The sequence below is a fragment of the Candidatus Woesearchaeota archaeon genome (assembly GCA_027858315.1).
Lineage (GTDB): Archaea > Nanobdellota > Nanobdellia > Woesearchaeales > UBA583 > UBA583.
In genome coordinates this window covers 1-24,543 of record JAQICV010000049.1, presented here as the reverse complement: position 1 = coordinate 24,543, position 24,543 = coordinate 1, and the positions used below count along the sequence as shown (strand labels likewise).

At 28.3% G+C, this 24,543-nt stretch carries 31 protein-coding genes and 1 tRNA gene; 24 read left to right on the top strand and 8 right to left on the bottom strand.

Annotated features, from left to right (window positions below; translation table 11 throughout):
• Window positions 1-138 precede the first annotated feature (138 nt).
• Together PF569_04190 and PF569_04185 are read left to right on the top strand one after the other, a co-directional pair.
• Window positions 139-1,794 carry a hypothetical protein gene (locus tag PF569_04190; protein MDA3855434.1) on the top strand — a complete coding sequence of 552 codons (1,656 nt, stop codon included), beginning with the start codon at window positions 139-141 and terminating at the stop codon, window positions 1,792-1,794.
• The gene (locus PF569_04185; protein MDA3855433.1) at window positions 1,794-2,255 is read left to right on the top strand and encodes a hypothetical protein; all 462 of its coding nucleotides are present in this window, start codon (window positions 1,794-1,796) and stop codon (window positions 2,253-2,255) included. Before PF569_04190 ends, PF569_04185 begins: the two co-directional genes overlap by 1 nt.
• A 69-nt stretch (window positions 2,256-2,324) precedes the next feature.
• Here the strand turns inward: PF569_04185 and PF569_04180 are convergent, their stop codons facing one another.
• Window positions 2,325-2,855, bottom strand: coding sequence for a hypothetical protein (locus PF569_04180; GenBank protein ID MDA3855432.1), 531 nt, complete (start codon window positions 2,853-2,855; stop codon window positions 2,325-2,327).
• Window positions 2,856-3,015: 160 nt separating this feature from the next.
• Between PF569_04180 and PF569_04175 the strand changes: the two genes are divergently transcribed.
• The 5 genes from PF569_04175 to PF569_04155 all read left to right on the top strand — a co-directional run bounded on the left by PF569_04175 (window position 3,016) and on the right by PF569_04155 (window position 6,179).
• Window positions 3,016-3,576: an SMC-Scp complex subunit ScpB gene (locus PF569_04175; protein ID MDA3855431.1), complete on the top strand. Its 561-nt coding sequence runs from the start codon at window positions 3,016-3,018 to the stop codon at window positions 3,574-3,576.
• A 121-nt stretch (window positions 3,577-3,697) separates the two neighbouring features.
• Entirely contained in the window at window positions 3,698-4,771 is a 1,074-nt protein-coding gene (gene ftsZ, locus PF569_04170; GenBank protein MDA3855430.1) for a cell division protein FtsZ, read from the top strand.
• A gap of 43 nt (window positions 4,772-4,814) precedes the next feature.
• Window positions 4,815-5,561, top strand: a complete 747-nt coding sequence (locus PF569_04165; protein MDA3855429.1) for a slipin family protein — start codon at window positions 4,815-4,817, stop codon at window positions 5,559-5,561.
• A 32-nt stretch (window positions 5,562-5,593) separates the two neighbouring features.
• A complete protein-coding gene (locus PF569_04160; GenBank protein ID MDA3855428.1) occupies window positions 5,594-5,815 on the top strand; it encodes a hypothetical protein in 222 nt (73 codons plus the stop codon).
• Window positions 5,816-5,870: 55 nt separating this feature from the next.
• A complete protein-coding gene (locus PF569_04155; protein MDA3855427.1) occupies window positions 5,871-6,179 on the top strand; it encodes a hypothetical protein in 309 nt (102 codons plus the stop codon).
• A gap of 1 nt (window position 6,180) precedes the next feature.
• Here the strand turns inward: PF569_04155 and PF569_04150 are convergent, their stop codons facing one another.
• Window positions 6,181-6,774 (bottom strand): KEOPS complex kinase/ATPase Bud32, encoded by a 594-nt coding sequence (locus PF569_04150; protein ID MDA3855426.1) that lies wholly within the window; start codon window positions 6,772-6,774, stop codon window positions 6,181-6,183.
• Window positions 6,775-6,807: 33 nt separating this feature from the next.
• Here PF569_04150 and PF569_04145 point away from each other — a divergent pair, with 33 nt between their 5' ends.
• The 4 genes from PF569_04145 (at window position 6,808) to PF569_04130 (ending at window position 8,309) form a co-directional block, all read left to right on the top strand.
• Window positions 6,808-7,071, top strand: a complete 264-nt coding sequence (locus PF569_04145) for a hypothetical protein (GenBank protein MDA3855425.1) — start codon at window positions 6,808-6,810, stop codon at window positions 7,069-7,071.
• Window positions 7,072-7,081: 10 nt separating this feature from the next.
• Window positions 7,082-7,936 (top strand): hypothetical protein, encoded by an 855-nt coding sequence (locus tag PF569_04140; protein MDA3855424.1) that lies wholly within the window; start codon window positions 7,082-7,084, stop codon window positions 7,934-7,936.
• Window positions 7,937-7,938: 2 nt separating this feature from the next.
• Window positions 7,939-8,124, top strand: a complete 186-nt coding sequence (locus PF569_04135) for a hypothetical protein (GenBank protein ID MDA3855423.1) — start codon at window positions 7,939-7,941, stop codon at window positions 8,122-8,124.
• A gap of 112 nt (window positions 8,125-8,236) precedes the next feature.
• Window positions 8,237-8,309 (top strand) — tRNA-Gln (locus PF569_04130).
• Window positions 8,310-8,424: 115 nt separating this feature from the next.
• Here PF569_04130 and PF569_04125 read toward each other — a convergent pair.
• Window positions 8,425-9,426, bottom strand: a complete 1,002-nt coding sequence (locus PF569_04125) for an RsmB/NOP family class I SAM-dependent RNA methyltransferase (GenBank protein MDA3855422.1) — start codon at window positions 9,424-9,426, stop codon at window positions 8,425-8,427.
• 49 nt (window positions 9,427-9,475) lie between these two features.
• Between PF569_04125 and PF569_04120 the strand changes: the two genes are divergently transcribed.
• From PF569_04120 to PF569_04095, 6 genes are all read left to right on the top strand, one after another.
• Entirely contained in the window at window positions 9,476-9,985 is a 510-nt protein-coding gene (locus PF569_04120; protein ID MDA3855421.1) for a cysteine hydrolase, read from the top strand.
• Window positions 9,982-10,560, top strand: coding sequence for a hypothetical protein (locus tag PF569_04115; protein MDA3855420.1), 579 nt, complete (start codon window positions 9,982-9,984; stop codon window positions 10,558-10,560). Before PF569_04120 ends, PF569_04115 begins: the two co-directional genes overlap by 4 nt.
• 148 nt (window positions 10,561-10,708) lie before the next feature.
• Window positions 10,709-11,107 (top strand): hypothetical protein, encoded by a 399-nt coding sequence (locus PF569_04110; GenBank protein MDA3855419.1) that lies wholly within the window; start codon window positions 10,709-10,711, stop codon window positions 11,105-11,107.
• Window positions 10,990-11,475 carry a hypothetical protein gene (locus tag PF569_04105; protein ID MDA3855418.1) on the top strand — a complete coding sequence of 162 codons (486 nt, stop codon included), beginning with the start codon at window positions 10,990-10,992 and terminating at the stop codon, window positions 11,473-11,475. The genes PF569_04110 and PF569_04105 overlap by 118 nt, the downstream gene beginning before the upstream one ends.
• 29 nt (window positions 11,476-11,504) lie before the next feature.
• Window positions 11,505-12,338 carry a deoxyribonuclease IV gene (locus tag PF569_04100; protein MDA3855417.1) on the top strand — a complete coding sequence of 278 codons (834 nt, stop codon included), beginning with the start codon at window positions 11,505-11,507 and terminating at the stop codon, window positions 12,336-12,338.
• A 117-nt stretch (window positions 12,339-12,455) separates the two neighbouring features.
• Window positions 12,456-12,722: a hypothetical protein gene (locus PF569_04095; GenBank protein MDA3855416.1), complete on the top strand. Its 267-nt coding sequence runs from the start codon at window positions 12,456-12,458 to the stop codon at window positions 12,720-12,722.
• Here the strand turns inward: PF569_04095 and PF569_04090 are convergent.
• Complete coding sequence (locus tag PF569_04090; GenBank protein ID MDA3855415.1) at window positions 12,719-13,348, bottom strand: uracil-DNA glycosylase; 630 nt, start codon at window positions 13,346-13,348, stop codon at window positions 12,719-12,721. The genes PF569_04095 and PF569_04090 overlap by 4 nt on opposite strands.
• Window positions 13,349-13,399: 51 nt before the next feature.
• On the opposite strand from PF569_04090, the gene PF569_04085 reads away from it, so the two are divergent.
• Entirely contained in the window at window positions 13,400-13,825 is a 426-nt protein-coding gene (locus PF569_04085; GenBank protein ID MDA3855414.1) for a hypothetical protein, read from the top strand.
• Window positions 13,826-13,884: 59 nt separating this feature from the next.
• Window positions 13,885-15,855: an ATP-dependent protease LonB gene (gene lonB, locus PF569_04080; protein MDA3855413.1), complete on the top strand. Its 1,971-nt coding sequence runs from the start codon at window positions 13,885-13,887 to the stop codon at window positions 15,853-15,855.
• Window positions 15,856-16,068: 213 nt separating this feature from the next.
• On the opposite strand, the gene PF569_04075 is transcribed toward lonB, so the two are convergent.
• Window positions 16,069-17,334 (bottom strand): hypothetical protein, encoded by a 1,266-nt coding sequence (locus PF569_04075; GenBank protein ID MDA3855412.1) that lies wholly within the window; start codon window positions 17,332-17,334, stop codon window positions 16,069-16,071.
• A gap of 91 nt (window positions 17,335-17,425) precedes the next feature.
• On the opposite strand from PF569_04075, the gene PF569_04070 reads away from it, so the two are divergent.
• The 5 genes from PF569_04070 to PF569_04050 all read left to right on the top strand — a co-directional run bounded on the left by PF569_04070 (window position 17,426) and on the right by PF569_04050 (window position 21,646).
• Window positions 17,426-18,229: a segregation/condensation protein A gene (locus tag PF569_04070; protein ID MDA3855411.1), complete on the top strand. Its 804-nt coding sequence runs from the start codon at window positions 17,426-17,428 to the stop codon at window positions 18,227-18,229.
• Between the two features lie 28 nt (window positions 18,230-18,257).
• Window positions 18,258-18,725, top strand: a complete 468-nt coding sequence (locus PF569_04065) for a hypothetical protein (GenBank protein MDA3855410.1) — start codon at window positions 18,258-18,260, stop codon at window positions 18,723-18,725.
• 62 nt (window positions 18,726-18,787) lie between these two features.
• A complete protein-coding gene (locus PF569_04060) occupies window positions 18,788-19,513 on the top strand; it encodes a hypothetical protein (GenBank protein MDA3855409.1) in 726 nt (241 codons plus the stop codon).
• Window positions 19,514-19,667: 154 nt separating this feature from the next.
• Entirely contained in the window at window positions 19,668-21,116 is a 1,449-nt protein-coding gene (locus PF569_04055; protein ID MDA3855408.1) for a hypothetical protein, read from the top strand.
• A gap of 104 nt (window positions 21,117-21,220) precedes the next feature.
• Window positions 21,221-21,646 (top strand): hypothetical protein, encoded by a 426-nt coding sequence (locus tag PF569_04050; GenBank protein ID MDA3855407.1) that lies wholly within the window; start codon window positions 21,221-21,223, stop codon window positions 21,644-21,646.
• Between the two features lie 84 nt (window positions 21,647-21,730).
• Here PF569_04050 and PF569_04045 read toward each other — a convergent pair whose 3' ends face one another.
• From PF569_04045 to PF569_04035, 3 genes are all read right to left on the bottom strand, one after another.
• Entirely contained in the window at window positions 21,731-22,528 is a 798-nt protein-coding gene (locus PF569_04045) for a hypothetical protein (GenBank protein ID MDA3855406.1), read from the bottom strand.
• Window positions 22,529-22,739: 211 nt separating this feature from the next.
• The gene (locus tag PF569_04040) at window positions 22,740-23,201 is read right to left on the bottom strand and encodes a hypothetical protein (GenBank protein MDA3855405.1); all 462 of its coding nucleotides are present in this window, start codon (window positions 23,199-23,201) and stop codon (window positions 22,740-22,742) included.
• Window positions 23,202-24,046: 845 nt separating this feature from the next.
• Window positions 24,047-24,382 carry a DHH family phosphoesterase gene (locus tag PF569_04035; protein ID MDA3855404.1) on the bottom strand — a complete coding sequence of 112 codons (336 nt, stop codon included), beginning with the start codon at window positions 24,380-24,382 and terminating at the stop codon, window positions 24,047-24,049.
• Between the last annotated feature and the right edge of the window lie 161 nt (window positions 24,383-24,543).

Genomic DNA, 24,543 nt, shown 5'->3' with positions numbered 1-24,543 from the left:
CTTGGCCCTATGGGTGGAGAAGAAGGTTGTTCAACAGGTAGTTGTGGTAGTTGTGCAGATGATTCTTGTGAATCAAAAAAATAATTTTTTATTTTTATTTTAGATAGTTTTATATATTTTTGAGATTTAGTTAATTCTATGGTAAAAGATTTTTCTAGTTATTCTGAAGAACAAATTAATAGTTTGGTTAGTTCTATTCAAAGCAAAAAGGGAAATGATCTAACAACTGAAGAGAGAGAATATGCAGAATTTCATAATTTTCAAGCTAATATGCAAGGGATTGAAGAGAAATTAAAATCAGGTAAAGTATTAGATAAAGATGAAATTAACTTTGTCGAGAATTCTCAGTTACCCAAAGAAGTAAAATCTCAGGTTGCTCAAGCTAATAAACAAAATAAAAAAACTTTACCTCTTTCACCTGAAAGTCATGAGAATGAGGGGAGATTTAATAGAGTTAGAAGTGATGCAAAATTCGAGATTAATCATATTACGGATTTACATGCAACACCTAAAGAGTTTAAAGGTAGATTACTTAATGAGTTGCAAACTAAAGGACATTTAGAATTTGATAAAAAAGGGAAACCTACTGGGATTAAGAAAAATGTTGCTGTTGCTTTAACGGGCGATATTGGCAGCGATTTTTTTGATCAATCTAAAGAGGGTCTTGAAGCTTTTCTGACAAAGAGTATTTTTAAAAAAGCAGGTTTTTCAAAGAGTGAGAAGAAAGAGTTTCAAACTAATTATAATTTTTTAATGAAACTTGCTGGTTTAAGTGAAGAGATGATTACTGAGAGAAGTTCTTCTCTTAGTTCACAACAAAATAATCCTTTAGAGAAATTCATGGGTTTTATCTTTGGTATGCAAGACCCTAGATTTTTATCTAATGAACAAAAATTAGAATTTAGAAATACTCAAAAAAAAGTACAAGATATGCTTAAACAAGGAATGTATCATCATGCTAGAAATGAGTATGGTGAAATTAAAAATATTTTAAAGGAGTTTGGACTAGGACCTGAAAATGTTGTTATGGTTGGAGGTAATCATGATGTACATTCGGTTTTAGAAGATGTATTGGGAGAATATATTGTAAAACCAGGTGAAACTAGGGATGTTTCAGGAATAAGATTTGGAAATATTGTTAAAAGTGCTAATGGTAATTTTACGCAAGGGCCTGATTTTGATGAAGTTTTCGGGTATGCTGGTCTAAGGGAACAACTTGAGAAAGAAAAAGTTGAATCAAAACCTTTTCAAGATATATTATATAAGCTTAATGAGGGTAGTAATATGAATATTTCTGAAAAAGAGTTAAAAAAATATGTAGAGATTTCACTTCAAAGAGCTGCAATGGGTATAGGTTCGGGTGCTTTGGGAAATTATATAGAAAATAATACTAAAAAATTACTGGAGACAAAATTAAAAACTGGGTTGGATTCAATTAAATTGCCGAAAGGAGCAGATGTTATTTTGAATCATAGTGTTATTGATGATCCTCAAAGAGCTGGTCTTGAGGAGTTTTATGCACATGATCTTATGAGTAAGAAAGATAGTGGATATGAGGGAGCACTAGTTTTAGGAGGTCATGAACATTCGCCTACTCCGCATCAAAAGGATGGTATTTATCATATAAATCCAGGTTCGATTACAGCAGGAAATTCGGCAATTCATCTTTTAGATGATAAGAAAAAGTATAGTTCTTCTTTATTTGAGAGTCTTGGTCCTAATAGTGAGATTGTCTATAAACATATGCTTAAGAGTGAAATTCCTGGTCAGGCACCAGGTAGGAGTAAGGGGTAATGGTAGAAAAATTTGAAAAATTTACTATTAAGAATTCGACTTTTGATTTAGATAGAGTTGATTTTGAAGATGTTTTGAAAAATAAGAATTCAATTATTTTTGATACTAATTTTTTGTTTGTAACTTTTCAATTTAATATTGATGTTGTTGCTGAACTTAGAAGAGTTGTTGGTTCTAATTATAAATTATACATTTATGAGGGTACTATTGGTGAACTTGAGAGTGTAGAGAGGAAAGGAGATAAAAATAAGGTATATCTTTCCCTTATTGTAAAAATGCTTCATATTTACGGTTTTAAGGTGATTAAATCATCTGAAAGATATATTGATGATCAAATATTATCTAATTTGAGTAAGGATGTGTTAATTGCAACAAATGATAAAGAATTAAAATTAGAGATTCAAAATAAAGCTTGTCGTGTTTTGTATTTGAGACAAAGGAAATATTTGGAAATAAAATAAAAATTCTAAATTGAATTTTTAATCGTTGCTTATCACAATAAAATAAAGTAATATTTTTTATTTTGGAATTTAATTAAATATTGAACTTTCGTATTGGACTACTTTTTCTTTGCTTACTTCTTCAAGTTTTTCTTTTAGATTTGTGATTAATTTTGTTTGGAGCTTTATTGAATACTTGTTGAATTCACTTACTTTTTCAAAGATTTCTTCAAGAAAATTTACTACTTCATTTGTGTCTAATTTTGATTTTAGATATAATAAATGATATTTTTTGTAATATATGTGTAAGTTTAGGTAAAATTTTTGTAATTTATCTTTTTCTTTGAATATTATTTCTGAGTCTGAACTCATTTGAGGTGTTGAGGGTTTTATATTTACATAATATTCTAGTTCTTGTATGTAGCTTTTTAGAGTATTTGAGACTACTTCAATTAGAGTTTCATAGAATTTTTCTTCTGTGAATGGCAAGTCTTTATTTGAGAAGAAACTTTCGACATAGAATAGATTATCAAATTTCAGATATTCGATTTTGATGTTTTCTTTTTTGTATTGTTTTTTGAATTTTTCAATACTTAGATTTTTTTCTTCTATAATTTTCATATTTTAGTTAATCTTTTTTTGTTTATAACACTGTTGTTTGGTTTATGAACTTATTATTTAATACTTCTTAAAAGTGAAAAACCTTTATAAAGCGTATTTTTTACTTTATATCTATAAATGTTGACCAAATTTTATGGTTTCAACAGTTTTTATGATTAAAATGTCTAAAGCAAATTTTGATGAGGTAAAAAGGAAAGTTGAAGCGATTTTATTTTCTTATGGTGATTGGATTAGTGTCTCTGAAATAATGTCTTCTTTAGGACTTGATTCTGAGATGCTTATTAATAATAGTTTGAAAGAACTTGAATCGATATACAAGGAAGGATATTCCTTTAGAGTTGAACAAAATGAAGATTCTAAATGGAGAATGGCTCTTTATGGAGAGTATGAGGAATTAGTTTCAGAGTTAATTTCTAATGTAGAGATACCTAAAAGTGTTTTAAAGGTACTTTCAGTAATTGCATATGAGCAGCCAGTAACTAAAACTAGACTTTTTGAGATTTTAGGGAAGTCAGTAAAACAAGAAGTAGATTATTTGTATAAGGCTAAGTTTGTTTATTATGAGAAGAAAGGAATTGGCAAATATTATAAAGTTACAAAGAAGTTTTTTGATTATTTTAAAATTGAAAATGAAGATGAGTTTAGAGAGGCTGCAAACAAAAATATTACAACTTTTTTAGAGGAAAAAGTAACTGAAATTACTGAAACTTCTGAAAATTAAGTTCTTTTCTTTTAGTAGGTACACTACTAGGTAGAGAATACATTATATTTAATACTGGAAAATTTCCAATTTATGTAATAAGACTAGATCTCGATATTCTAGTTTTAGTTCGATGAGAAAAATGGACTTTTTAGTTAAAAACGCTTTACAAAATATGTCTGATGATGATGTAGACAAATATGAAGTTGGACAGGCAAGAATGACTGTCGTAGGTTGTGGAGGTGGTGGCCAAAATATGGTTAACTGGTTATACAACAAGGGAATTGAAGGAGCTCAAATTGTAGCTGTGAATACAGACTTACAAGACCTTAAGTTAAAGAATGCTGACAAAAAAATTTTAGTTGGTAAAGAAGTAACTAGAGGTTTAGGTGCTGGTGGAGATCCTAAAAAAGGAGCTGAAGCTGCAAAAGAGAGTTCTTCTGAGATTAAGGAAGCAGTGCAAGGATCAGATATGGTTTTTATCTGTGCTGGTCTTGGTGGTGGTACTGGAACTGGAGTTGCGCCAGTTGTTGGTAAGATTGCAAAAGATATGGGTGCTATTGTTATTGGTGTTGTAACTATGCCTTTTAGTATTGAGAGAGCAAGAATTGATAAAGCAGAATTTGGTTTACAACAATTAAGAGCAACAACAGATACTGTTATTGTTATTGATAATAATAGATTAGTTCAAATTGCTGGTCAATTACCTGTAGAGCAAGCACTTGCTGTTGCTAATGAATTGGTTTCTGTTATGATTAAAGGTATTGTAGAAATTATTGCTACTCCAAGTCTAGTTAATTTAGATTTTGCAGATGTAAAAGCTATTATGACTTCAGGTGGAGTTGCAACAGTAGGTATTGGAACTTCTGATACTAATAGAAGAGTTGAAGAAGCTGTTGAAGAAGCTTTATCTAATCCTTTACTTGATATTGATTACTCTGGTGCTAATGGTGCTTTAATCCATATTACTGGTGGTAAAGATATGACTTTGGAAGAAATTGAGAGAGCAGGTAATTTAATTACTGAATCTATTCATCCTGATGCAAATGTAATTTGGGGTGCTAGAGTAGATGATCAACATTCTAAGAGAGTTACTGTTATGACTATTATGACTGGAGTTGCATCACCTCATATTTTAGGTAATGAAACTAAAGAAGAAAAAATTGAGGCTGGTAGAAAAGTTTCGAGTGATTTAGGAATTAGAACTGTTTTCTAATTCTTTTTATTTCTATATAAAAAATATTATTGTATTATAAAAAATGGCTGTAGAAGGATTTATCGGTGTTATTATTTTTGCGATTGTAGTTGTGTTTATTTTAATCATTTCTGGAATTAGGCAAGTTATGGAATATGAAAGAGGTCTTAAATTTACTTTAGGACGGTATTCAGGATTACTTACTCCTGGTATTAATATTGTAGTGCCTGTTTTTCAAAGTGCTCAAAAGATTGATATTAGAGTAAAAACTGTTGATGTACCAAAACAAGATTGTATTACAAGGGACAATGTTTCAGTTAATGTTGATGCTGTAACTTATTATTATGTGTTTGATGTAAAGAAAGCAATTCTTGATGTAGAAGATTTTTATTATGCGATTTCACAATTATCTCAAACTACAATGAGAGATGTTGTTGGTGAAGTTTCATTGGATGAGCTTTTAGCTAATAGAGATCAAATTTCAGATAAAATTAGAAAAATTATTGACCATGCATCTGATGCTTGGGGATTAAAAGTTGAAAGAGTTGAACTAAAACATATCGAATTACCTCAAGACATGCAAAGAATTATGGCTAGAGAGGCTGAAGCTGAGAGGGAGAAGAGAGGAATTATTATTAAATCAGAAGGAGAGGTTACTGCTTCACACAATTTAGCAAAAGCTGCAATGGTTTTAGCTAAGTATCCTGGCGCAATGCAATTGAGGACACTTCAAACGATTAATGATATTTCATCTGATCCATCTGCTAAGTTTATATTTTACCCAACTGATTTAGGTAAAATTTTTAAATAAATTTATAAACTTTTAATCTAATTTTTAATTATATGACATATCATTGCATAGTGCCTTATTTTGATAATAATAATATGTTATTAGGATTTATTGCAGGGTGTGATACTTTGGCACAAGAATCTACTGGAGAAAATACTCTAATTGATAAAAGTTTTAATTATAATAATATTGTAGGTTTTTGTCAAGGTGAATTTGGTTTGAATAGACATCAGGATTTTCATAAAAAAAATTGTTGTTTCTGGAAAAGAATTTGAAGATATAATTGATGATAAATATTTTGGTGATCTTCCATTTTTAGCAAGAACTAGCTTGTTTAATTTACTTTTAATTAAATTTTTGGGAGATAGAATCGAATTTTATGAGATTAACGATGCTAGGAAAGCAAAGGCTAAATTGTTTTACATGGTAGAAAAAAACAAACCAAATAATAATTTTATTTTATTTTTTTCTTCTCCAGAAGAACGGAGAGTTATCGATATTGAGAAATTTCAGGGGTATGATGATGCTTTGATTGAACTTATGAAATATTTAGTTTTAGTGCCGAGAGAAAAAGGAGAAGATGTAACTGGTGTTGCAGTATATGATGTAAGTTTTGATAGAATAAAAAGAATTAAATAGTTTATTTGTTTCTGCCCCTTAGTTCTACTTTTCTAAGTCTTTCTATTGTTAGTTCTCCATTTGTAGCTTTTTTTAGGTAAGTTTGTTCTAATTTTTCTTTTTGTTTGTATAGTTCATGGTGTTCATTTTTTATGCATGTGAAAAATAGATTTAAATCTACTGCTTTGTCTTCCATTCTATGAGAGAATTCTGATAGTCCAAAGTCTATCAAATATACTTTAGAGTCTTCTTCAATCATATTTAGGGTTGTTAAGTCTCCATGAGTTACATCTAGGTTGTGCATTTTGATTATTTGGTTAAATGCTTTTGTTAATGATTTTTCATTTATTGAATTTTTTAGAACATCTCCTTGTAGATATTGGAATGTAAATGAGAGCTCTTCTCCTTTTTTTTCAATTAATTCCATTGGTTTTGGTACATTTAGCTTATTTTCGTGTAATTTTGTTAGTACTTTGAATTCTCTTTTGTTTCTTTTTTTTCTTAGTTTTGTGTCTAGAAGTTCGATTCTATATGATTTAGGGAGTCTTATTTTCTTTAATGTATAATTGTCTATTTTGAATATTTTAGCTTCTGCCCCTTCATTTATGAATTCCATAAGTTTATAAATATTATTTTAAATATAAATATTATGATAAAAAAGGCAGAAAAAGGAGTTTTTGAAACTCTTGAGGCTCAAGTTGTAGAAGAAGCAGGGAATTTTGTTAAAGATAAAATTAAGAGTAAAGCTTTAAGGGTTGGAGAGATTTCTCTTTTGATTATTTTGGGATTTATTTTGATTAGTTTTGGTCTTGCAAATTTACTTGGAAGTTATTATCCTATTTTAGATACAGGTTTTAATTACTTGATTATTGGAGTAGTTTTTTTGATTGTAAGTTTTAGTTTGAAGGTATGATTTATTTAAAATGGTAAAGATTAAAGTTGATTTAGATAATAGGGAGAAGTTGAAAAGACTTCATACTGCAACTCATATTATAAATTTTTCTGCAAGAGAAGTTTTAGGTTCTCATATTTGGCAAAATGGTTCTAATTTAAAGGCCGATATTGGTAGTTTAGATATTACTCATTATGATAATTTGAGTTTGGATGAGATTTTTAAGATTGAAAAGTTAGCAAATAAAGTTGTCTTTGAAAACAAACTAGTTAAGGTTGAAGAACTTGAGAGAGGAGAAGCTGAAGCTAAATACGGATTCACACTATATCAAGGAGGAGCAATTCCTATGAAAGTTTTAAGGGTTGTTTCTGTTGAAGAGAATGATATTGAGGCTTGTGGTGGAATTCATATGGAATCTACTGGTGGGATAGGTCTTATTAAAATTGTTGATTCACAAAAGATTCAAGATGGAGTTGTAAGACTAAGATTTGTTGTTAATGATTTTGCGCTTGAACTTGTGGAAAAGAAACAAGAAATTGTTGATTCAGTTAAGGAAGTGTTTAGTGTTGATGAGGGTTCTTTGGTTAGGACTTCTGAGAAGTTTTTTAATGAGTGGAAAGAACAAAAGAAAGAGATTGATAAATTAAAGGATGTCGTTAAGAGTTCTTATGTGAAAGAAATTGAAAATTCTAAAGATAATGTATTAAGTATTGAAGGTAGTTTTGATATGGGTTTTTTAATGGAGGTTTTTACTTTAGGACTTGCTAAGAAAAAAAGTTTTAAGTTGATTTCAGAGAAATTTGTTATTGCAACTGAGGATTTTAGTGATGTTTCAGGTTTTAAGAAAGAAATTAACAAAGGTAAATTTAAAATTTATGTGATGTGAAAATGTTTGAGATAATTAAATATATGATTAAGGATAAGTCTGGAGCAATTGAGATGGAAGAGCTTGGGAAGATGTTAATTTATGCAGTATTATTGGTAGTTCTTTTAGGAATTATTATTTTTTATATTGTCCCAAATTTTACTGGGCAAGCTTCAAATGTAGAAGATACTTTAGGAATTTTAAAATAATTTTTTAAATCAATTTAGATTCTTAATATTAATAACAGTTTTACAGTCCCTAAGTCGATTCACAAATCGAGTGTTGTGGTCTCGCTTTGTTCGAGCCACTGTTTAAAATTGCAGTCCTATAGTGTAGTGGACTATCATTGCGGATTCTGGGTCCGCAGACCCCGGTTCGAATCCGGGTGGGACTACTTCGTATTCTAACCGAGTTCTTGTGCAGTCAGATACTAAGTATCTTCGGCAGTTATCTAAAATTTTTAATAAAAATTGTTATCTAACAATCCAGGTGGGACTAGTTTTTAAGCATCAAAGTTTTGGCTTTGATATTTTTGCAACATAGAAGCCATTAGTATCGTTGTCTTGAGGCCAGATTCTAATTGTTTTTTGTGTAATTTCTTTAGGAATTTTTTTACCATCAAATTCTTCTAATTTGTTGTTTAGAATTAATCCTTTAAGTTTTGCATTTTCAAGGATTGCTTCAGGATTTTGTTCTAAGAATTTCTGAATTGCAAATTCATTTTCTTCAGGGTCTATTGAGCAGGTTGAATAAGTCATGATTCCTCCTTTTTTTAATAAATGATATGCTCTTTGCATTAGTTGTAGTTGAAGGTGTTGCATTCCTCTTAGTTTTTTAGGGTTATATGTTTTAATTGTTTTTGGAGATTTTCTAATAACTCCTGAACCTGAACATGGTGCATCAAGTAGTATTCTATCGAATATTTCTTCGCCTTCTACATTTCTTCCATCAAGATTTGAAATTATTACATTTGTAAGTCCTGATCTTTCAAGATTAATTTTTAGAGGACCTAATCTTTTAAAGTCAATTTCATTTGCAACAAGAGTTCCTTTATTTTGCATCATATCTCCTAATTGGGTTGTTTTTGAACCTGGAGATGCTGCCATGTCTAAGACTTTGAAATCATCATCAATTTCTTTTGGAATCTCTAATAATTCTGGAGGACACATAGAAGTTGCTTCTTGTACATAGATTTTCCCTAAGAAGTGTTCATAGAGATTTCCTAAATCGGTTCTAACTTCTTCACTAAATTCTGCAAAGTAAGCATTTTTTGACCAATTAACTGGATTTAGAATTAAACCTTTTTCTTTTAAGATTTTAATTGCTTTTTCAGGATTCTTTTCTTTTAGTTTATTTATTCTGAAAGATTTTCTTTGTGGAGTTAGAATTGTTTCAATAAATTTTTTATAATTTTCGTCTGTTTTCAACATTTCACGAAATCTTTTTTCAAAAACAGGTTTGATTTGGTCTTTTAGTGGAACATTTTCAAATCTGTCTTTCTTTTTAGCCATAAAAATATTTAATGGTTATCTATTTAAATAAGTATTTCTTTGTATTGTTATGAATCGTTTATTAATTATTGTTGATATGCAAGAAGGATTTAGAGATGATAATATTTTAAAGCTTGTTTCAAGTATTAGAAATTTAGTTATGAGTTTTAATGGGGATGTAGTTTTTTCTTGTTTTGAGAATGAGAAAGACTCTAATTTTGAGAGAGTTTTGAATTGGAAAGTATTTCAGAACGAATATGATAGGGAACTTTTAAAGGAACTTTCAGATTTAAGTTTTAAGAAGTTTAAACATAATACTTATTCAGTTTTTTCTGAAGAGTTATTTGAGTTTATGGAAGAGAATGAGTATGATGAGATTTTACTTTGTGGTGTTTATACGGATGTATCTATATTTTATGGTGCTATTGATTTGTTTGATTTAGGAATTCCAGTAAGAGTTGTTTCGGATTGCGTTACGGCTCAGGATGGGGCAACTAATGGAGTGTTTCTTAATAGTTTAAAAAGAGTTATAGGAAAAGATAATGTTTTAAATTATGAGGAGGTTTTATTATTAGAATGAGAAGATTTATAGTGTATTCTGGGACTGCCCATACTTATCCAGTTATTAAAAATTTGAAAGCTGCGGGGAGAATTGATGTGTTATTACATAGTATTATTTCATCACTTTTTGCATCGAATACTTTTAGAGAGGATGTTGAATTGCATTTGATTTTAATGGGTCCTCCAACTTCGCCTAGACATATTATTATTAAGTATGATGAAAAGAGTACTATCTCTAAGAAAGATATGAAAACTTTAATTGAAATTGCTTTAAGAAGGTACAAGGAAGGAGAGACTAAACAAGTTCATCCTGGTGTATTTGTTGATAATAAATCTATTGTTAAAGTAGTTGAAGAGTTGAAAAAAGATTCAGAGAATATTTATGTTTTGGATTTTGTTGGTGATAGAATTAAGAGTTTGACTCCAGATAAATTAGTTGATGCAACTTTTGTTCTAGGAGACCATGATGGATTTTCAAGACCTGTTAAAAAATTTTTAAAGAAGAATACTACTAGATTGTCATTAGGTCCTCAAATCTATTTTACTTCTCAATCAATTACTATTATTAATTATGAGTTAGATAATTTGGAATAAAATGAAAACTAAATTTAAAAAGTTATTAAAAAATAAAAGATTAAGAGTGATTTTTGGATTAATAATTCTTGTTCTAATTATTTTTAGTTTATATTCTTTTTCTTCTGAACCAATTAAAAAAATATCAATACCAGCAAAACCTGCAGCTTTGAATAGTTTTAGTGGAGATGTTGAAGTTTATAGAAATGATACTTGGATTATGGTTGATAAGAATCAAGAATTATTCTTAAATGAGAAGATTAGAACTTTAGATGGTGATGCTAAGATTATTTTGTATGGAAGAGCAAGTATTGATTTAGAATCTAACACTTCAATTGAGATTGTATCTTTGATTAAAGATAATTTAAGTATTAATCAGTTAAATGGAACAACGCATAATAGTTTTTCTAAGAATAATGAATATTCTATTCCGTTATTACAACTAATGCTATGGCTATGGTTTATGGTACTTCCTTTGATATTCATGTTGGCGAGGAGAATGAGATTTTATTTGTTAGGAGTGGTGAGGTTTTATTTAAAGGAGAAAATAATGAAGAATCTTTCTTAAAGTATGATAAAGGAATAGCTACTAAAGAAGAAGTTATTAGAGCTCAAGTTAGTAGAGAAGAAATAGAACTAATATTAAAAGCAAATATTGAAAGAGTTCAATCTTTGAAAGATAGGCGTATAGTTGAGATTGAAAAAAATAGTTTTTTACTTGGAGTTGCTAAGAAAACTTATGGTTTGACTAAAGAAGATATTCTTCAAAAATTAGATGATGTTGATAAAGGATATATTGATGATGCAGCTCTAATTGAGAAAGCACCTTTTAAAAAAGATGAATTGAGGAAAATTAAAGCAATTAATGATCAAATAAAGACTACTAATTCTGAGATTCAATATATATTAGACAAGTTTAATCTTAGTTTAGAATAATTTTATAAATTATAAAATCTATTATTGATATGGTAAAATTATCTCATTTAGGTTTTCATATTTCTAGGCCGAATAATTTATTTAATGAAATTATTGAATTTTCAAATTTAATTGGTTGCAATGCGATACAGGTTTTTTTGAAAAGTTCTTTGCATAATTTTGATGTTATTGATGAATATGAATTTTTAAGAGTTAAGAATTATGTTTTGAAAAATGAAATTTTTTTGATTGGTCATGGTGCTTTAAATTTAGCTAAAAATTACTCGAATAATTTGGATGAGATTTATTTATTTGTACTTGATATGTATAAAATTTCAGCTCTAGGTGGAAAAGGAATTATTTTACATATTGGGAAAGAAGTTGATTCTTTGGCATTTGAAAATATTAAAATGAATGTAGATTATATTTTAGAAAATATCCCTAAGGATTTATATTTAGTTTTGGAGAATACTCCTGGTTCAAAAGGAGATTTAGGATATGATCTTGAAGGGATCAAAAAGGTTTATAATTTGTTTTCTGATGAGCAAAAAAAGAGAATTAGATTTTGTTTAGATACTTGTCATTTTTTTGTTTCTGGTTATGATTTGTCTAAGTTTGAATTTATTGAAAAATGGTTTTTTGATATTGAAAGAAATATTGGGTATGAAAATCTTTTTTGTATACATCTTAATGATGCAAGAAATGAATTCAATTCAAAAATTGATGGTCATAGAGAAATTGGATATGGGAATATTGGAGTTGAGAGTTTGAAAAAAATAGGATTATTTTTTAAGAAAAGGAACATACCTTTAATTCTTGAAACTTCTGAGAAAAATTTAATTTATAAGGATCAGTTTGAGATGATTAATGATTGGGATAAATAATATTTTAGATAGTTCTATCATTTGCTTTGCTGTATTAAGAACAATTTAATTTTTCAAAAATTAGATAGTTTTATAAATTTAAAAATTCATAATTTTACTTCATTATTTAAGAAAAAAATGATTAAAAAATTTATATTTATAATTTTGATATTTTTTATGGTATCTTTGGGAGGAGTTTTTGGAGCAGTCTTGATTGAATATAAAACCACTGATTGTGGCTGTAGTGCTACTTATTATGTTTATGATAGTAGTTTGTTTGATACAAATGAGGTAGAGATGGTTCATGCTAAGAATGATGTATTTGGTAAAGGTCATGTTAATATAATAAATTCTCAATCAGAAGGTGTAACTTTTGGAAATGTTTGTAATATGAGATGGAATTAAATTAATGATTTTTGTATTTCTTCTTTTTTGAATTTTGTACCAATTATTTTTGCCATAATTTTGAAGTCATTTTCGAAATCTTCTTTTAGGGATGGTTTGTACATCATGGCGGAGGGGTGATATATTGGGATTACTAAAAATTTTTCATTTTCGAATTCAATTTCGTGTTTTTGTCCATGAATTTCAGCAATTCCTTTTACTTTTTTCATTTCGTCAGGGTTGAAGTTTGCAAGAACAAATTTTGTTGCATAATTTCCAAGCGTTGCAATTATTTGAGGTTTTATTATTTTTATTTGCTCAATTAAGTATGGTGTATGATTTCGGATTTCTTCTTTATTTGGGTCCCTATTTTTTGGAGGTCTATATTTTAGGATATTTGCAATATATACTTCATCAATTGTTAGTTCAATTTGATTTAGTAGTTTGTCTAGTTTTTTCCCTGCTCTTCCAACAAACGGCAGACCAATTTCATCTTCTTTTGCGCCTGGAGCTTCACCAATGAATAGTATTTTAGCATTTTCATTTCCTTTACCAAATACTAGATTTAGGGCTGCATCTTTTAGAGGACATTTTAATTTTGTTAAAATTTCTTGTTTTACTTTTTCTAATTCCTCTTTTTTATTCATAGGTATATTTGTTTGTAATAGTTTATAAAGTTTTTTTGAATTTTATATTTAATGGGTAATTTAGGTTTTTTATTTGAGATTGATGATGAGTTTTATGAGAAGAATAGTTCTTTTGTTGATAAAATTAAGCTTAGTTCTCGAAAATTTGTTGTTTTTGTTTCTAGAGATGATGTAAAAGGAAATTATGTTGTAAGTAGGTCTAATTTTAAGAGTTTTGAGTGTGATTTTTTATTTTTAGATAAAGATGATAAGTTTAGTTCATTTTTAACTTTTGAGAATTCTTTGTTTAAGGCAGCAAAAATTCAAGTTTCAAATAAAAGGGCTGTAGATTATGTGAATTTGACATTCTGGCTTGAACCTAAAGAGTATAAGGATGCATATAATTTACTTTTAATAAGAGTTATTAATAATGATTTAAGTTCTGAGATTTTATCCAGGGTATTTGAACTTTATCATTTATTACATAAAAAGATGTAACTAGATTATATTTATTATATATTGGAAATCTTTTTAAATCTAGTGTTATATTATTCTATATGGAAAAATCTTCTAAAAAAAATTCTAAGAGTTCTGATGTGAAATATAAAGAAATTAGTAAGAAAGATTATCTTAATTTTAAACATACTGGAGAGATTAAGATTTCTGAAAAGATTGTAGAGAATGTGATTGGACAAGAACAAGCTCTTGAAATAATTAATAAAGCTGCAGCTCAGAGGAGACATGTTTTATTATTAGGTGAGCCTGGTACTGGGAAGAGTATGCTTGGAAAGGCCATTGCAGAGATTTTATCTACTAAAAATGCTCTTGATGTTTTATCTTATCCTAATCCTAAGGATGATAATAATCCTATTGTTAAGGTAACTGAGGCTGGAGATGGTCAAAAAATTATTGATAAAATTAAATTTTCCCAAATTAAATCTATTGGTAAGGGTCAAGGAATGGTTTTCATTTTCATTTTTATTTTATCAGTTGTTATGTCGATTTATTTACATTATTTGTGGAAGAGTGGAGGAATTTCAGATGTTATTTATGCAGCAGCAATTATAGGCCAACTTGCATTTTTCGGAATTTTGATTTTGGCGTTTGCTTTGTTTTCTAGTATTGGTAAAAGGGCTGGACTTCCTGGTGGGAATGATAATTCTACTCCTAAACTTATAGTTGATAATACTGGTAGAAAAATGATTTTTGAAGATGCATCTGGAGCTCATGAAGGTGCACTTTTAGGTGATGTTTTACATGATCCTTTTCAGAGTGGTGGAATGGGAACTCCTGCACATCAAAGAGTTGTTTCTGGAATGATACATAAAGCTAATGGTGGAGTTTTATTTATTGATGAAATTGCAACTCTTAAACCTGAAATGCAACAAGAACTTCTTACTGCAATTCAAGAAAAACAGATGCCTATTACTGGAAGGTCTGAGAGGAGTGCTGGAGCGATGGTTCGTTCGACTCCAGTTCCTACTGATTTCATTTTAGTTGCGGCAGGTAATTTAGAGACTCTAAATCATATGCATCCTGCTTTAAGATCAAGAATTAGGGGTTATGGGTATGAAATTTATATGAATGATGTAATGGATGATAATTTGGAGAATAGGAAAAAAATTATGCAATTCATTGCTCAAGAAGTTAAAAATGATGGTAAGATTCCACATTTTACTTCTGCAGCTTGTGATTATATTGTCATGGAAGCTAAAAAAAGAGGTGATAAAGCAAATAAATTAACTACTAGATTTAGGGAGCTTGGTGGTATTGTGCGTGCTGCAGGAGATATTGCAATTGAGAGAGGAGCTTTACTTACAGAGGTAGAAGATATTAAAATGGCTTTTGAGAAAGTGAAGTCTATTGAAGAGCAAATGATTTCAAGATACACTGAGGTTAAGAAAGAGTATTCTATTATTATAACAAAAGGAGTTTCTATTGGAAGAGTTAATGGTTTGGCAGTTATTGGTTCTAGTCCGCCTTATTCAGGTATGGTTTTAACTATTGAGGCAGAAGTAGTAAAGGGTGGAAAAGGAGTCCAATTTATTGCTACAGGTAAGCTTGGAGAGATTGCAAAGGAGAGTGTAACTAATATTTCAGCTCTTATTCAAAAAATTTTTGGGGAGGATTTGACAAAGGATTATAGTATTTATATTCAATTTATTCAAACTCATAGTGGTGTTGAAGGTGATAGTGCATCTATTGCAGTTGCAACTGCAATTGTTTCTGCGCTTAAATCTATACCAATTAGACAAGAAGTTGCAATGACTGGGTCTTTGTCAATTAGAGGAGAAGTACTTCCTATTGGAGGAATTTCTGCAAAGATTGAAGGTGCGATTATGAGTGGGATTAAAACTGTTATTGTTCCTGCGAGTAATTTGAAAGATATTGTTATATCTGATGAAACTAAAGCTAAGATTAAAATTGTGCCAGTTAAAACTTTTGATCAAGTTTTAGAAGTTGCTCTTGATTGGAAAAAAGTTGATAAAAAAACTAAAGATAATATTAAAAATTATTTTAAGGTTTAACTTCGATTTTTCAATGGAGTGCAGTGAATTTAAATTTAGTAGTTTATGTATTTTCAATAAAAAGGATGAGTATTTTATTTTCTGTAGTTGGAGCATATATTTTATTTAAAGAAAAAAATACTTCTCAAAGAATACTGGCAACTATAATAATATTAGTTGGAATATTTTTTATTGCTTTTTTTAATTGAAGAATTTAGATATAATAATTGAAGATTAATATTCTTCACTAATTACTTTATCAATTATATCTGTAGGCACATTGGAGGTTTTTAGAGCAGTGATTAGTTGTTCTTTGGTGTAACTTGCTTTGTATTGCAAAATGTATTGTTTTGTACTATTGTAGGTGTCATTATATGTTGTAAGTACATCTTGAATTGGATTACTAGTTTCTTTTTCTCCTATCTTTTGATTATAAGTTTGAATTTCTTTTTTATGGCTTATTTTTAAGATTGTAATAATTAATATTATTACTCCAATTAATCCTAAAAAGACAAATCCAAATAACTTCGCTTTACTTTCTTCTTGTTCAATTTCAGTTTCATCAACAAGATTTGTTGTTTCAGCTTCAGTTTCTAATTCATCATTATTTGTTTCTTCATTGTTTATTGCTGTGTTAGTTGAATTTTCAATTATAATTGTACTTTCTTTTGTTATTGAATAAATTCCAAAATCTATGCTTTCAAGAATTAATTTATTAGATGTATTAGTATATGTTATTTCATTCCACGATTGTTTTGCTGAATCGAATTTGTATACTTTAATAATTGAGTTAGTAAAATCTAAATCAAATTCAAAGTCTAATTTACTATAATTTTTATCTATGAATGAGTCTTTAACAGCTGAAATTTTGAGAGTTTTTATTGCATCTGAAGGTTTATTTTCGATGCTTGATAAGTCTTCAATTTTTATTTCTGCGCTTTCTTTTATTGGTGTATTTTCGATATTTACTGTAAGTTCTGAGTTTGGAAAATTAAATGAATGATTAAAATATTCTAAATTGTATTGAGTTTGTTCTACTTTTGTTGGGTCAGCTTCTTTGCATTCCATTATATCATATAGTTCGTGATGGTCATTGTAGCTATTATCTTCATTATCTTCGGAGTATACTTCAATTAAATATTTTTGTTCTTGTGTAAAAAATACTTTAAAGATACCATCATCTCCAATTGTTCCTTCTTCAAATATAGGTAAGCTATCTAGAGGTCCATTGTAGATTGTGTATGTTCCAGTTATATCTAAAAATTCATCACAATGGTCATCTTCAGGAGTTTCATCTTCTTCACAAAGGTTTTCTTGTATATTTTCAATATCCTCGTATTGATTTTCATTCCATGCAGTAAATATTACTTCAAGGTCTGTACACCACCCAACTCTTTCTAGTGTGAGGTTTTGATTTGATTCGTTAAACTCATAACCAGCATTTGTGATGTTAATTCCTATAAAAAATAAGAATAAAATTAATAGAATTTTCTTTATCATACCTTTTTCTTTTTTTTATATTTTTATAATATATCATTCTCTTACTTAAGTAAGTACAAATATTTATAAAGGGTTTTTAGAGGTATTTAGTATGCCTTCTCAGTCAAATCAAGAGGAATTAGTTTATATTAAACCTGAAGAGAGAATTTATGATGTTGCAACTAATAAAGATGTGATTGATTGGAAGAGCTTTTTGTATGAGTTAATTCATAAAGAGGGTTTAAATCCTTGGGATATTGATTTGAGTCTTTTAACTAACAAATATATTCAATCTTTAAAAGAGTTAAAAGATGTTGATTTTGATGTTTCTGGCAAGTTTTTAACTGTTGCAGTGTTTCTTTTGAAGACAAAAACAGAGACTTTACTTGAGAGAGATATTAGAGGAATTGAGGATAAAATTGCACAAGTTCAATCTGATAGTAATGGTTTTGATGAGCTTGATGCTTTAGAAGGACTTGATTTAGAACTTGATGAAATTGATTTGAAAAAGAAGAAGTATGTGCTTAAGTATAGGAATCCTATTGCAAGAAAGAGAAAAGTTACTATTTTTGATTTAATTAAAACTTTGGAGAAAACTTTTGAGCAAAGTAATAGGAGACGAACTAATTTTTTTCAACGATCTGGAGATACGAAATATGATGGTCCTATGTATGAAAAAAGACCTAAGGATTTGAAACAATTAATAGAGGAATTATATGATTTAGTAAAATCTGAATTTTCTTCAAAGAAAGGACATTTATGTTTTAATCATTTAGTTGATGGTCTTGAAGAGAAAATGGAAATTTTGGACAGGTTTATTCCTCTATTACATTTACATAATAATTCTAAGTTGAAACTTAAGCAAGAAGAACATTTTGGAGATATAAATATTAGTCCTTGCGAGGATGAAGAATAAATAAAACTATTACAGATAAAAATAAAAAATGGCAGTAGAAGAAATAACATTTAGTTTGGCGTTACCTTTAGTTGTAGGTATTTTAGTTGGAATACTCGAAGCATTTTTCGTTTATGAAGATGAGAATATGACTAGTGGAAAAGATTTTTTAGGGGATATGTGGCACGGCCTTTTGTTTTCGGTTGTGGGTGTACTTATTGCATCAAATGTTAGTTGGTTTACACTTCAAGAATGGTTTCCTGTGTGGCTTAATGGAATCCTTTTTGTAGATGCAAGTGGAAATAGTATTGTTGCATCAGCGATTATTATGGCATTTATGCTTTTGAAAATAGTTTCATCACATGCTATTAAAGGTATTAGTGGTGGTGGTTTTAGTGAGAAGTTTTGGCATAAATTGGTTGTTGCAGCATTAATTGGATTTGCACCATTTTATATTGTATTATTAAATGGCCCTTTAGAAGGAATTACTTCAAAGCTTCCTGAGTGGCTTCAATAAAATAAAACATTTTTTATTCTTTTTTTGATAAATTATATAAGTGAGTTATTTTATAATTTAATATGGATATAGAAAAAACTTTAATTGAAACTTCTGGTATGACTAATTCTCAAGCAAAAATTTATTTAGCGATATTAAAACTTGGTGAATGTAAATCTGGAGAAATTATTCTAAAAACTGGAATTCAAAGCTCAGTTATTCACAATTCTATTTTGTCTTTGATTGAGAAAGGTTTTGTTTCATTTGTTTTGAAGAATAATGTTAAACACTATTTTGCAACAGGTCCTGAAAATATTGAAGAATATATTGAAGTAAAAAAAGAGAAATTTGTAAAAATTATTCCTGAATTGGAATTGTTGAAGTCTAAAATTCAAATATCTTGTCCTAAAGTTGAGGTATTTATAGGTAAAAAGGGAATGATGGGCGCTTCCTTGAAACTATTTGAGGATGCTGAGAGTGGTGAACTACATAAATATTTTGGTGTGGCTCATGATGTTTTAAATGAAGACATTATTACTTTTTTTGAAATACTTGACACTAGGAGAAAAGCTGCTGAGTTGGTTGTAAAAGGTATTTCTAAAATTGAAAATAAAAAGGAATTAGAAGATTATAATTCTTCTGAGTTAAGGTTTACTTCTTTGGAAATCCCTCCTGCTATGTCTATTTTTAAGAATAAAGTACTTTTAATGACTTTTGCTGAAGAGTTTTCTGCAATTTTAATTGAGTCCGAGGAGTTGGCTGGCCAGTATCACAAGTTGTGGGATACTATTTGGACTAATTCTAATTAGTTTTTTTCTTTTAATTTTTCTTAGTTTATTAATATTATTATGTTAATGATTAAATACTCTCCTCTTTAGGAGAACTACTGTTTAAGTACTTTAAAGACCACTATATAGTAGTAGCAACAAGGAGTTGCGAACCTTATAAAAAATGGAAAAAAAAATGAATATAATCGAAAAATTGAGTAAGAAATTAAACTTTGTATTTAATAATAAAGCAAAGAAAACTTTAGATGATATAGTATCACAAAATAATACTTTAACAAGTCAAACTGAATCTGTGACTGTTCCAACTTCAGAACCTGATCTAGTAAGAGATGAATTTGAAAAGTATGCAGAAAAATTTGATTATGAAAAGTTAGAATTAAAATCAATTGAAGTAGGTAAGGCTCCATATTACTCTCAAGAATTTGTAGATGAAATGTATGAATATTATTCAAATTGTCTTGGTGGTTTAGTTGAATTTAAAACTATTTGTACACAGCAACCGTCTGATGCTATAATTTCAAAAATATATGATGATAAGTTAGCTAATGAAAAAATACATGGTGGTCTATTATCTAAAATATTTGATATTAAAAGATTTACAGATATTTCTGAAATGCCTTTAAGTATAACACAAAATGAAAAATTAACTCAAGTTGTAGAAGATTACTATGAAAAAAGATTAAATGAAAGTGTAAGGACTGATTCTGTTAGAGGTATTCAAAATGTAACTGGTGTTCCAGTTTCAACAGAGTCTTTATATAAAGCAATTGATAAATCTATGAATGAAGGTTTTACTCAAATATTAAATAGTATGCAAAGTAATTTTTCCTTTATTTTAATGCTAAATGAAATTAAAAAAGCAACTAAATTGGCATTATTAAAAGGAATTAGTCTTGATGATATTCAAAGCGATCTTGGTAAACATCCTTTGTATGATGATAATTTTGAAACTAGTGATGTACATGCAGCATATAGTAAATATCTTAAAGCTATGCGTCCAAATAGAATTGAAGATTTACTGAAACATACAAAAATTAAACCAAAATTCACTGAAGAAGAAGTTCAAAAAGCACATAACTCTTGTTTAAGATGTGGTCTTTTTGACACTAATTATGAAATTGAAAAATTAACTGGAGTTAAACCTGTATATTTGGAAGAATCCATTCAGGCAGGATATGAATATGCGCTTAAGGGTAGATTTGATGTTAATAATGTATCAAGATTAAAATATATAACTGGAGTAAATCCTAGTGAAAAAATTGTTCAAGATGCATATAAACATTATCAGGAAAATAAACATTATCAAGAAATGGTAAAAATTCAACAAATAACTAAAGTAGATCCAAATTTAGGATTAAATAGATATGAAATTCAAAAAGAATATGTAAATTTAATTCAAAGAAATGATTTTAATCAAATAAGTAGTTTAATCAAATTAACACAAGTAGAACCTTCAAATGTGTTAATGAAAAGAGCTCATGCAGATATTGAATTAAGTAAAAATAGTGAAAGGTATTTTCCTGATGCAAGACAAAGGTTAGAGCAAGCAACAGGAGTTGCAATTGACTATGAAGTTGTTAGGGAATGTAGTAATAAAACTCGAGATGAAATATATAGTCCATAAAACTGTATTGTTTGTAAATTCCAATTTTAGGGAGAAAGTTTGGAGATAAATTATTTTAATAATTATTCCTAATATTTATAAAGTAGTTTTACTTTTAGATTATTATGGCAGAAAAGATTACAGCTGCATTTATTATTCAAATTGCAGGCAAACCTGTTGAGAATGTTGAAAAGGCTTTAAATGTTGTTTTAGATAAATTGAAGGCAGAAAAAGATAACTTTAAGGTTGTTAGTTCTGATGTTGGGAAACCTGAACTTGATGAAGAGACTACATTGTATGGTGGTTTTTTAGAAGTTAGTGCAAAGTTTGAGAATGCTTCTAAATTATTAGCTTTTATTGTTGATTACACTCCTTCTTCAATTGAAGTTGAGGATCCTGAGAAAATTGTTATGAATAATAATGATTTTAGTGGGATTTTAAATGATGTTTCAGCTTTAATGTTGAAGACTCAAAATGAGAATAGAAATTTGAGAGCTTATGCTCATTCTTTGAATAAAAAAATGGCTGAGTTAGAAGGTTCTAAAAAGTAATATATTTTTCTTTCTTGTGTATATTTAGTTCTAAGAATATTATTTCTAAAAATTTGTTTTTATTAAAAATTAAAAAAGAAGAATTTATTTAATAGTTCTCCAAGCAATCTCGAATAATTGTTGAAGAGCTTTTGCAAAGAATGGTGTGTTTACCCAAACTCCGATATCATATGCAGGATATATGTCTTTATCATGAAGTGTCATGAATAATACTTCTTCTCCATCAATAATACAGAATCTTGCTTCAATTTCATCAGTAAATCTTACTTCTGCAATATCTTTCATATCTTTAGATAATGATTCAGTTTTATCAGTTTTAGGACAGGCAATTTTAATTGATACTCCTCTTTCTTGTAATTCTTCGAAAACACCTTTAAGTGCTTCAATTTTTCTTAAGAATCCTGTAGAGGTAGTCATAATAATCACTTCATTTTCTGCACCTTTAACCATAGCTTCTAAATGGTTGTATAAGTTGTATCTTCCTTTTAGTGCACCTGATAAATCACTAGGTTCAACTAATTGGATTCCTTGTTCATGTAATTGTTCTAAATCTTTTAAAATATGACTCTCTCTTAGAGATTCTAATTTATCCAATTTTTCTTCAGATTTTTCGTGAACTCTTTTTTTAACTCTGTCAATTACGTCTGCTGGTGAAATTGCAATGTATTTGATTGGTTTTCCTAATTTTACCATAACGAATCCTTTTTTTTCTAAGGATTCTAATACATCGTAAGTTCTTGATCTAGGTACGATTGCTAGATCACTTAATTCACCTGCAGTAGCTACTTTTCTTGAAAGTAAGGCTGTCCAAATTTTTACTTCGTATAAGTTCAGACTGAAATATTGCCTTAGTGTGTTTAGAAACTCTTCTTTTACTACCATTTTGTGCTAAATATTATATACAATATTTCACTATTTATAAATATTGTTATTGTTTATTGACTTTTTGATTACATCAGCAATTTGTTATCCATGTTTTACAACAGGTATTAACTACTTTTGTTCGATGATACTATTTTCTGAAGATGAGACTTATAAATATTTGTTTTGTAATCGAATAGTGTCAAAAAATAGTAAGTACTTATCAGGAGTCTTAATTTGTAGTAATTATCTCGAAAATTAGTGTTTCTGTACTGTACTCCTCATCCTCAATATATGTCACAGGATAGGCCATTTTAGTACATAATTGGTTACTTTTTGTAATTCCACATAATCCCATTTTTTGTATAAATTCTTCTTTGGTTGTAGAATAAATAAAATCTTTTTTATTTTCAATTTGTATCCTAAATAATATGTCATTGTCTATATTTTTGAAACATTTTTGAAGTAGATCTTGATTATAATTGTTATCTTCAATGGTTGCAAATTCATTTCCAAGACATTTTGATGTAAAAAACTTATTTGTTATTAGTTGAGTTTTTAGTTTTTTTTCTTCAATATTTACTTTTGATGCTTGAAGTAGGATTATCATGTATGTAACAAAGATTATAACTATGATTAGCGCCATAACAATTGTTTTTATTCCTAAACTAATATTTCCTTTTTTATTTAACATTGTTTATTTCTAGTAGTTTTTCATTATAAATTTTTATTATTATTGATTAGTTGTTTTATGTTTTCTTTGAATTTTTTGTAGTCTCCTTTATCTATTCTAACTCCTGCTGCAAATGGATGTCCCCCTCCCCTACCATTTAGACCTTCTAAAGATTTAGTTACAAGGTCATTTACATTATAATTATTTCCTCTAAAACTACAACTATAACTTTGAGAATTGTTTTTAGTGAATGATATTGCAATTACTTTAGTTTTTTGAAATCTGTAACATATTTCTTCTGATATTGTTTTTGTGTAACTCTTTTTGCCTGAATATTCAAATAAAAATAAATTTTCATCGTGTTCTTGTTCTATTGCTTTTTTTAAAATGCTTTTGTATTTTTTTTTAAGAATTGAATATTCTTCATATGGGAATCCTTTTTCAGCATTTATGTTTATTTTTATTTCTTGTAGAGTTATGTTTTCAAGTTTTTTTATTGCAATTAGAGTGTCTTCATCGTTTTCTAATTTGAATAGGAAGTCTATTAAGTTTTTTATATCTATTACTTTAGCATCATAAGTTAGATATCTAATCCAATTATTTCTTTCATCTGATGATTTTAGGTCATTAAATGAATATGTTTTAATAAATTTGAAAAGTTCTTCTCTTTTGGTTTTATCTAATTTTAAAAGTGCATTAAATTCTTTTTTATTGTATTTGTATAATTCAGGTAAAATCTCTAGAAGAAAAAAATCTGCTATACTTCCTAGGGCAACTAGTGGTAAATTTTTTTTAAGGTTTGCAATTAGATACGAGAGATATGTGCAAGGTCTATTATCATTTTTGTCGTAATCTAATGGATTTAATTAATTTATTTTGTATTTTTTAGCGTGTTTTTTATTTTCAGTTATATGATGGTCAGCCCAGAGTATTTTTTTACCATTTGTCATTTTGATAAATGTTTCTGATAGTAGAGGAACATCAAAAATAATTATTAAATCATTTGTTGAAGTTATATTTTTAGCAATTTTTTCTTGAACGATATACTCTTTTGGCATTGGAAATCCAGTGATTTTTTTGAATTTATTTTTTAATTGCAAATAAGAAGTAACTCCATCTGTGTCGGTATCATAGAACATGATAGGGTTTTTGGATTTTTTGATTTCATTTCGAAATTCTTCAATCTTTTCTTTAAGACTCATATTATTTATTTATTTTAAGTAGTTTATAAATATAGTCACTTTTGGGCTTCATCCGATTGAGTATAAACAACAACTAATTATCTATTTTTATCTAAAAATTTATTTTTTGAATAAAAAATCTAAATTGAAAATTTAGAATAAAAGAAATATTCTTATGCATA

Bases quoted from the DNA above. Each gene is read 5' to 3' on its own strand.
- PF569_04190 (MDA3855434.1), top strand. From the start codon at position 139: ATGGTAAAAGATTTTTCTAGTTATTCTGAAGAACAAATTAATAGTTTG.
- PF569_04185 (MDA3855433.1), top strand. From the start codon at position 1,794: ATGGTAGAAAAATTTGAAAAATTTACTATTAAGAATTCGACTTTTGAT.
- PF569_04180 (MDA3855432.1), bottom strand. From the start codon at position 2,855: ATGAAAATTATAGAAGAAAAAAATCTAAGTATTGAAAAATTCAAAAAA.
- PF569_04175 (MDA3855431.1), top strand. From the start codon at position 3,016: ATGTCTAAAGCAAATTTTGATGAGGTAAAAAGGAAAGTTGAAGCGATT.
- ftsZ (MDA3855430.1), top strand. From the start codon at position 3,698: ATGGACTTTTTAGTTAAAAACGCTTTACAAAATATGTCTGATGATGAT.
- PF569_04165 (MDA3855429.1), top strand. From the start codon at position 4,815: ATGGCTGTAGAAGGATTTATCGGTGTTATTATTTTTGCGATTGTAGTT.
- PF569_04160 (MDA3855428.1), top strand. From the start codon at position 5,594: ATGACATATCATTGCATAGTGCCTTATTTTGATAATAATAATATGTTA.
- PF569_04150 (MDA3855426.1), bottom strand. From the start codon at position 6,774: ATGGAATTCATAAATGAAGGGGCAGAAGCTAAAATATTCAAAATAGAC.
- PF569_04145 (MDA3855425.1), top strand. From the start codon at position 6,808: ATGATAAAAAAGGCAGAAAAAGGAGTTTTTGAAACTCTTGAGGCTCAA.
- PF569_04140 (MDA3855424.1), top strand. From the start codon at position 7,082: ATGGTAAAGATTAAAGTTGATTTAGATAATAGGGAGAAGTTGAAAAGA.
- PF569_04135 (MDA3855423.1), top strand. From the start codon at position 7,939: ATGTTTGAGATAATTAAATATATGATTAAGGATAAGTCTGGAGCAATT.
- PF569_04125 (MDA3855422.1), bottom strand. From the start codon at position 9,426: ATGGCTAAAAAGAAAGACAGATTTGAAAATGTTCCACTAAAAGACCAA.
- PF569_04120 (MDA3855421.1), top strand. From the start codon at position 9,476: ATGAATCGTTTATTAATTATTGTTGATATGCAAGAAGGATTTAGAGAT.
- PF569_04115 (MDA3855420.1), top strand. From the start codon at position 9,982: ATGAGAAGATTTATAGTGTATTCTGGGACTGCCCATACTTATCCAGTT.
- PF569_04105 (MDA3855418.1), top strand. From the start codon at position 10,990: ATGGCTATGGTTTATGGTACTTCCTTTGATATTCATGTTGGCGAGGAG.
- PF569_04100 (MDA3855417.1), top strand. From the start codon at position 11,505: ATGGTAAAATTATCTCATTTAGGTTTTCATATTTCTAGGCCGAATAAT.
- PF569_04095 (MDA3855416.1), top strand. From the start codon at position 12,456: ATGATTAAAAAATTTATATTTATAATTTTGATATTTTTTATGGTATCT.
- PF569_04090 (MDA3855415.1), bottom strand. From the start codon at position 13,348: ATGAATAAAAAAGAGGAATTAGAAAAAGTAAAACAAGAAATTTTAACA.
- PF569_04085 (MDA3855414.1), top strand. From the start codon at position 13,400: ATGGGTAATTTAGGTTTTTTATTTGAGATTGATGATGAGTTTTATGAG.
- lonB (MDA3855413.1), top strand. From the start codon at position 13,885: ATGGAAAAATCTTCTAAAAAAAATTCTAAGAGTTCTGATGTGAAATAT.
- PF569_04075 (MDA3855412.1), bottom strand. From the start codon at position 17,334: ATGATAAAGAAAATTCTATTAATTTTATTCTTATTTTTTATAGGAATT.
- PF569_04070 (MDA3855411.1), top strand. From the start codon at position 17,426: ATGCCTTCTCAGTCAAATCAAGAGGAATTAGTTTATATTAAACCTGAA.
- PF569_04065 (MDA3855410.1), top strand. From the start codon at position 18,258: ATGGCAGTAGAAGAAATAACATTTAGTTTGGCGTTACCTTTAGTTGTA.
- PF569_04060 (MDA3855409.1), top strand. From the start codon at position 18,788: ATGGATATAGAAAAAACTTTAATTGAAACTTCTGGTATGACTAATTCT.
- PF569_04055 (MDA3855408.1), top strand. From the start codon at position 19,668: ATGAATATAATCGAAAAATTGAGTAAGAAATTAAACTTTGTATTTAAT.
- PF569_04050 (MDA3855407.1), top strand. From the start codon at position 21,221: ATGGCAGAAAAGATTACAGCTGCATTTATTATTCAAATTGCAGGCAAA.
- PF569_04045 (MDA3855406.1), bottom strand. From the start codon at position 22,528: ATGGTAGTAAAAGAAGAGTTTCTAAACACACTAAGGCAATATTTCAGT.
- PF569_04040 (MDA3855405.1), bottom strand. From the start codon at position 23,201: ATGTTAAATAAAAAAGGAAATATTAGTTTAGGAATAAAAACAATTGTT.
- PF569_04035 (MDA3855404.1), bottom strand. From the start codon at position 24,382: ATGAGTCTTAAAGAAAAGATTGAAGAATTTCGAAATGAAATCAAAAAA.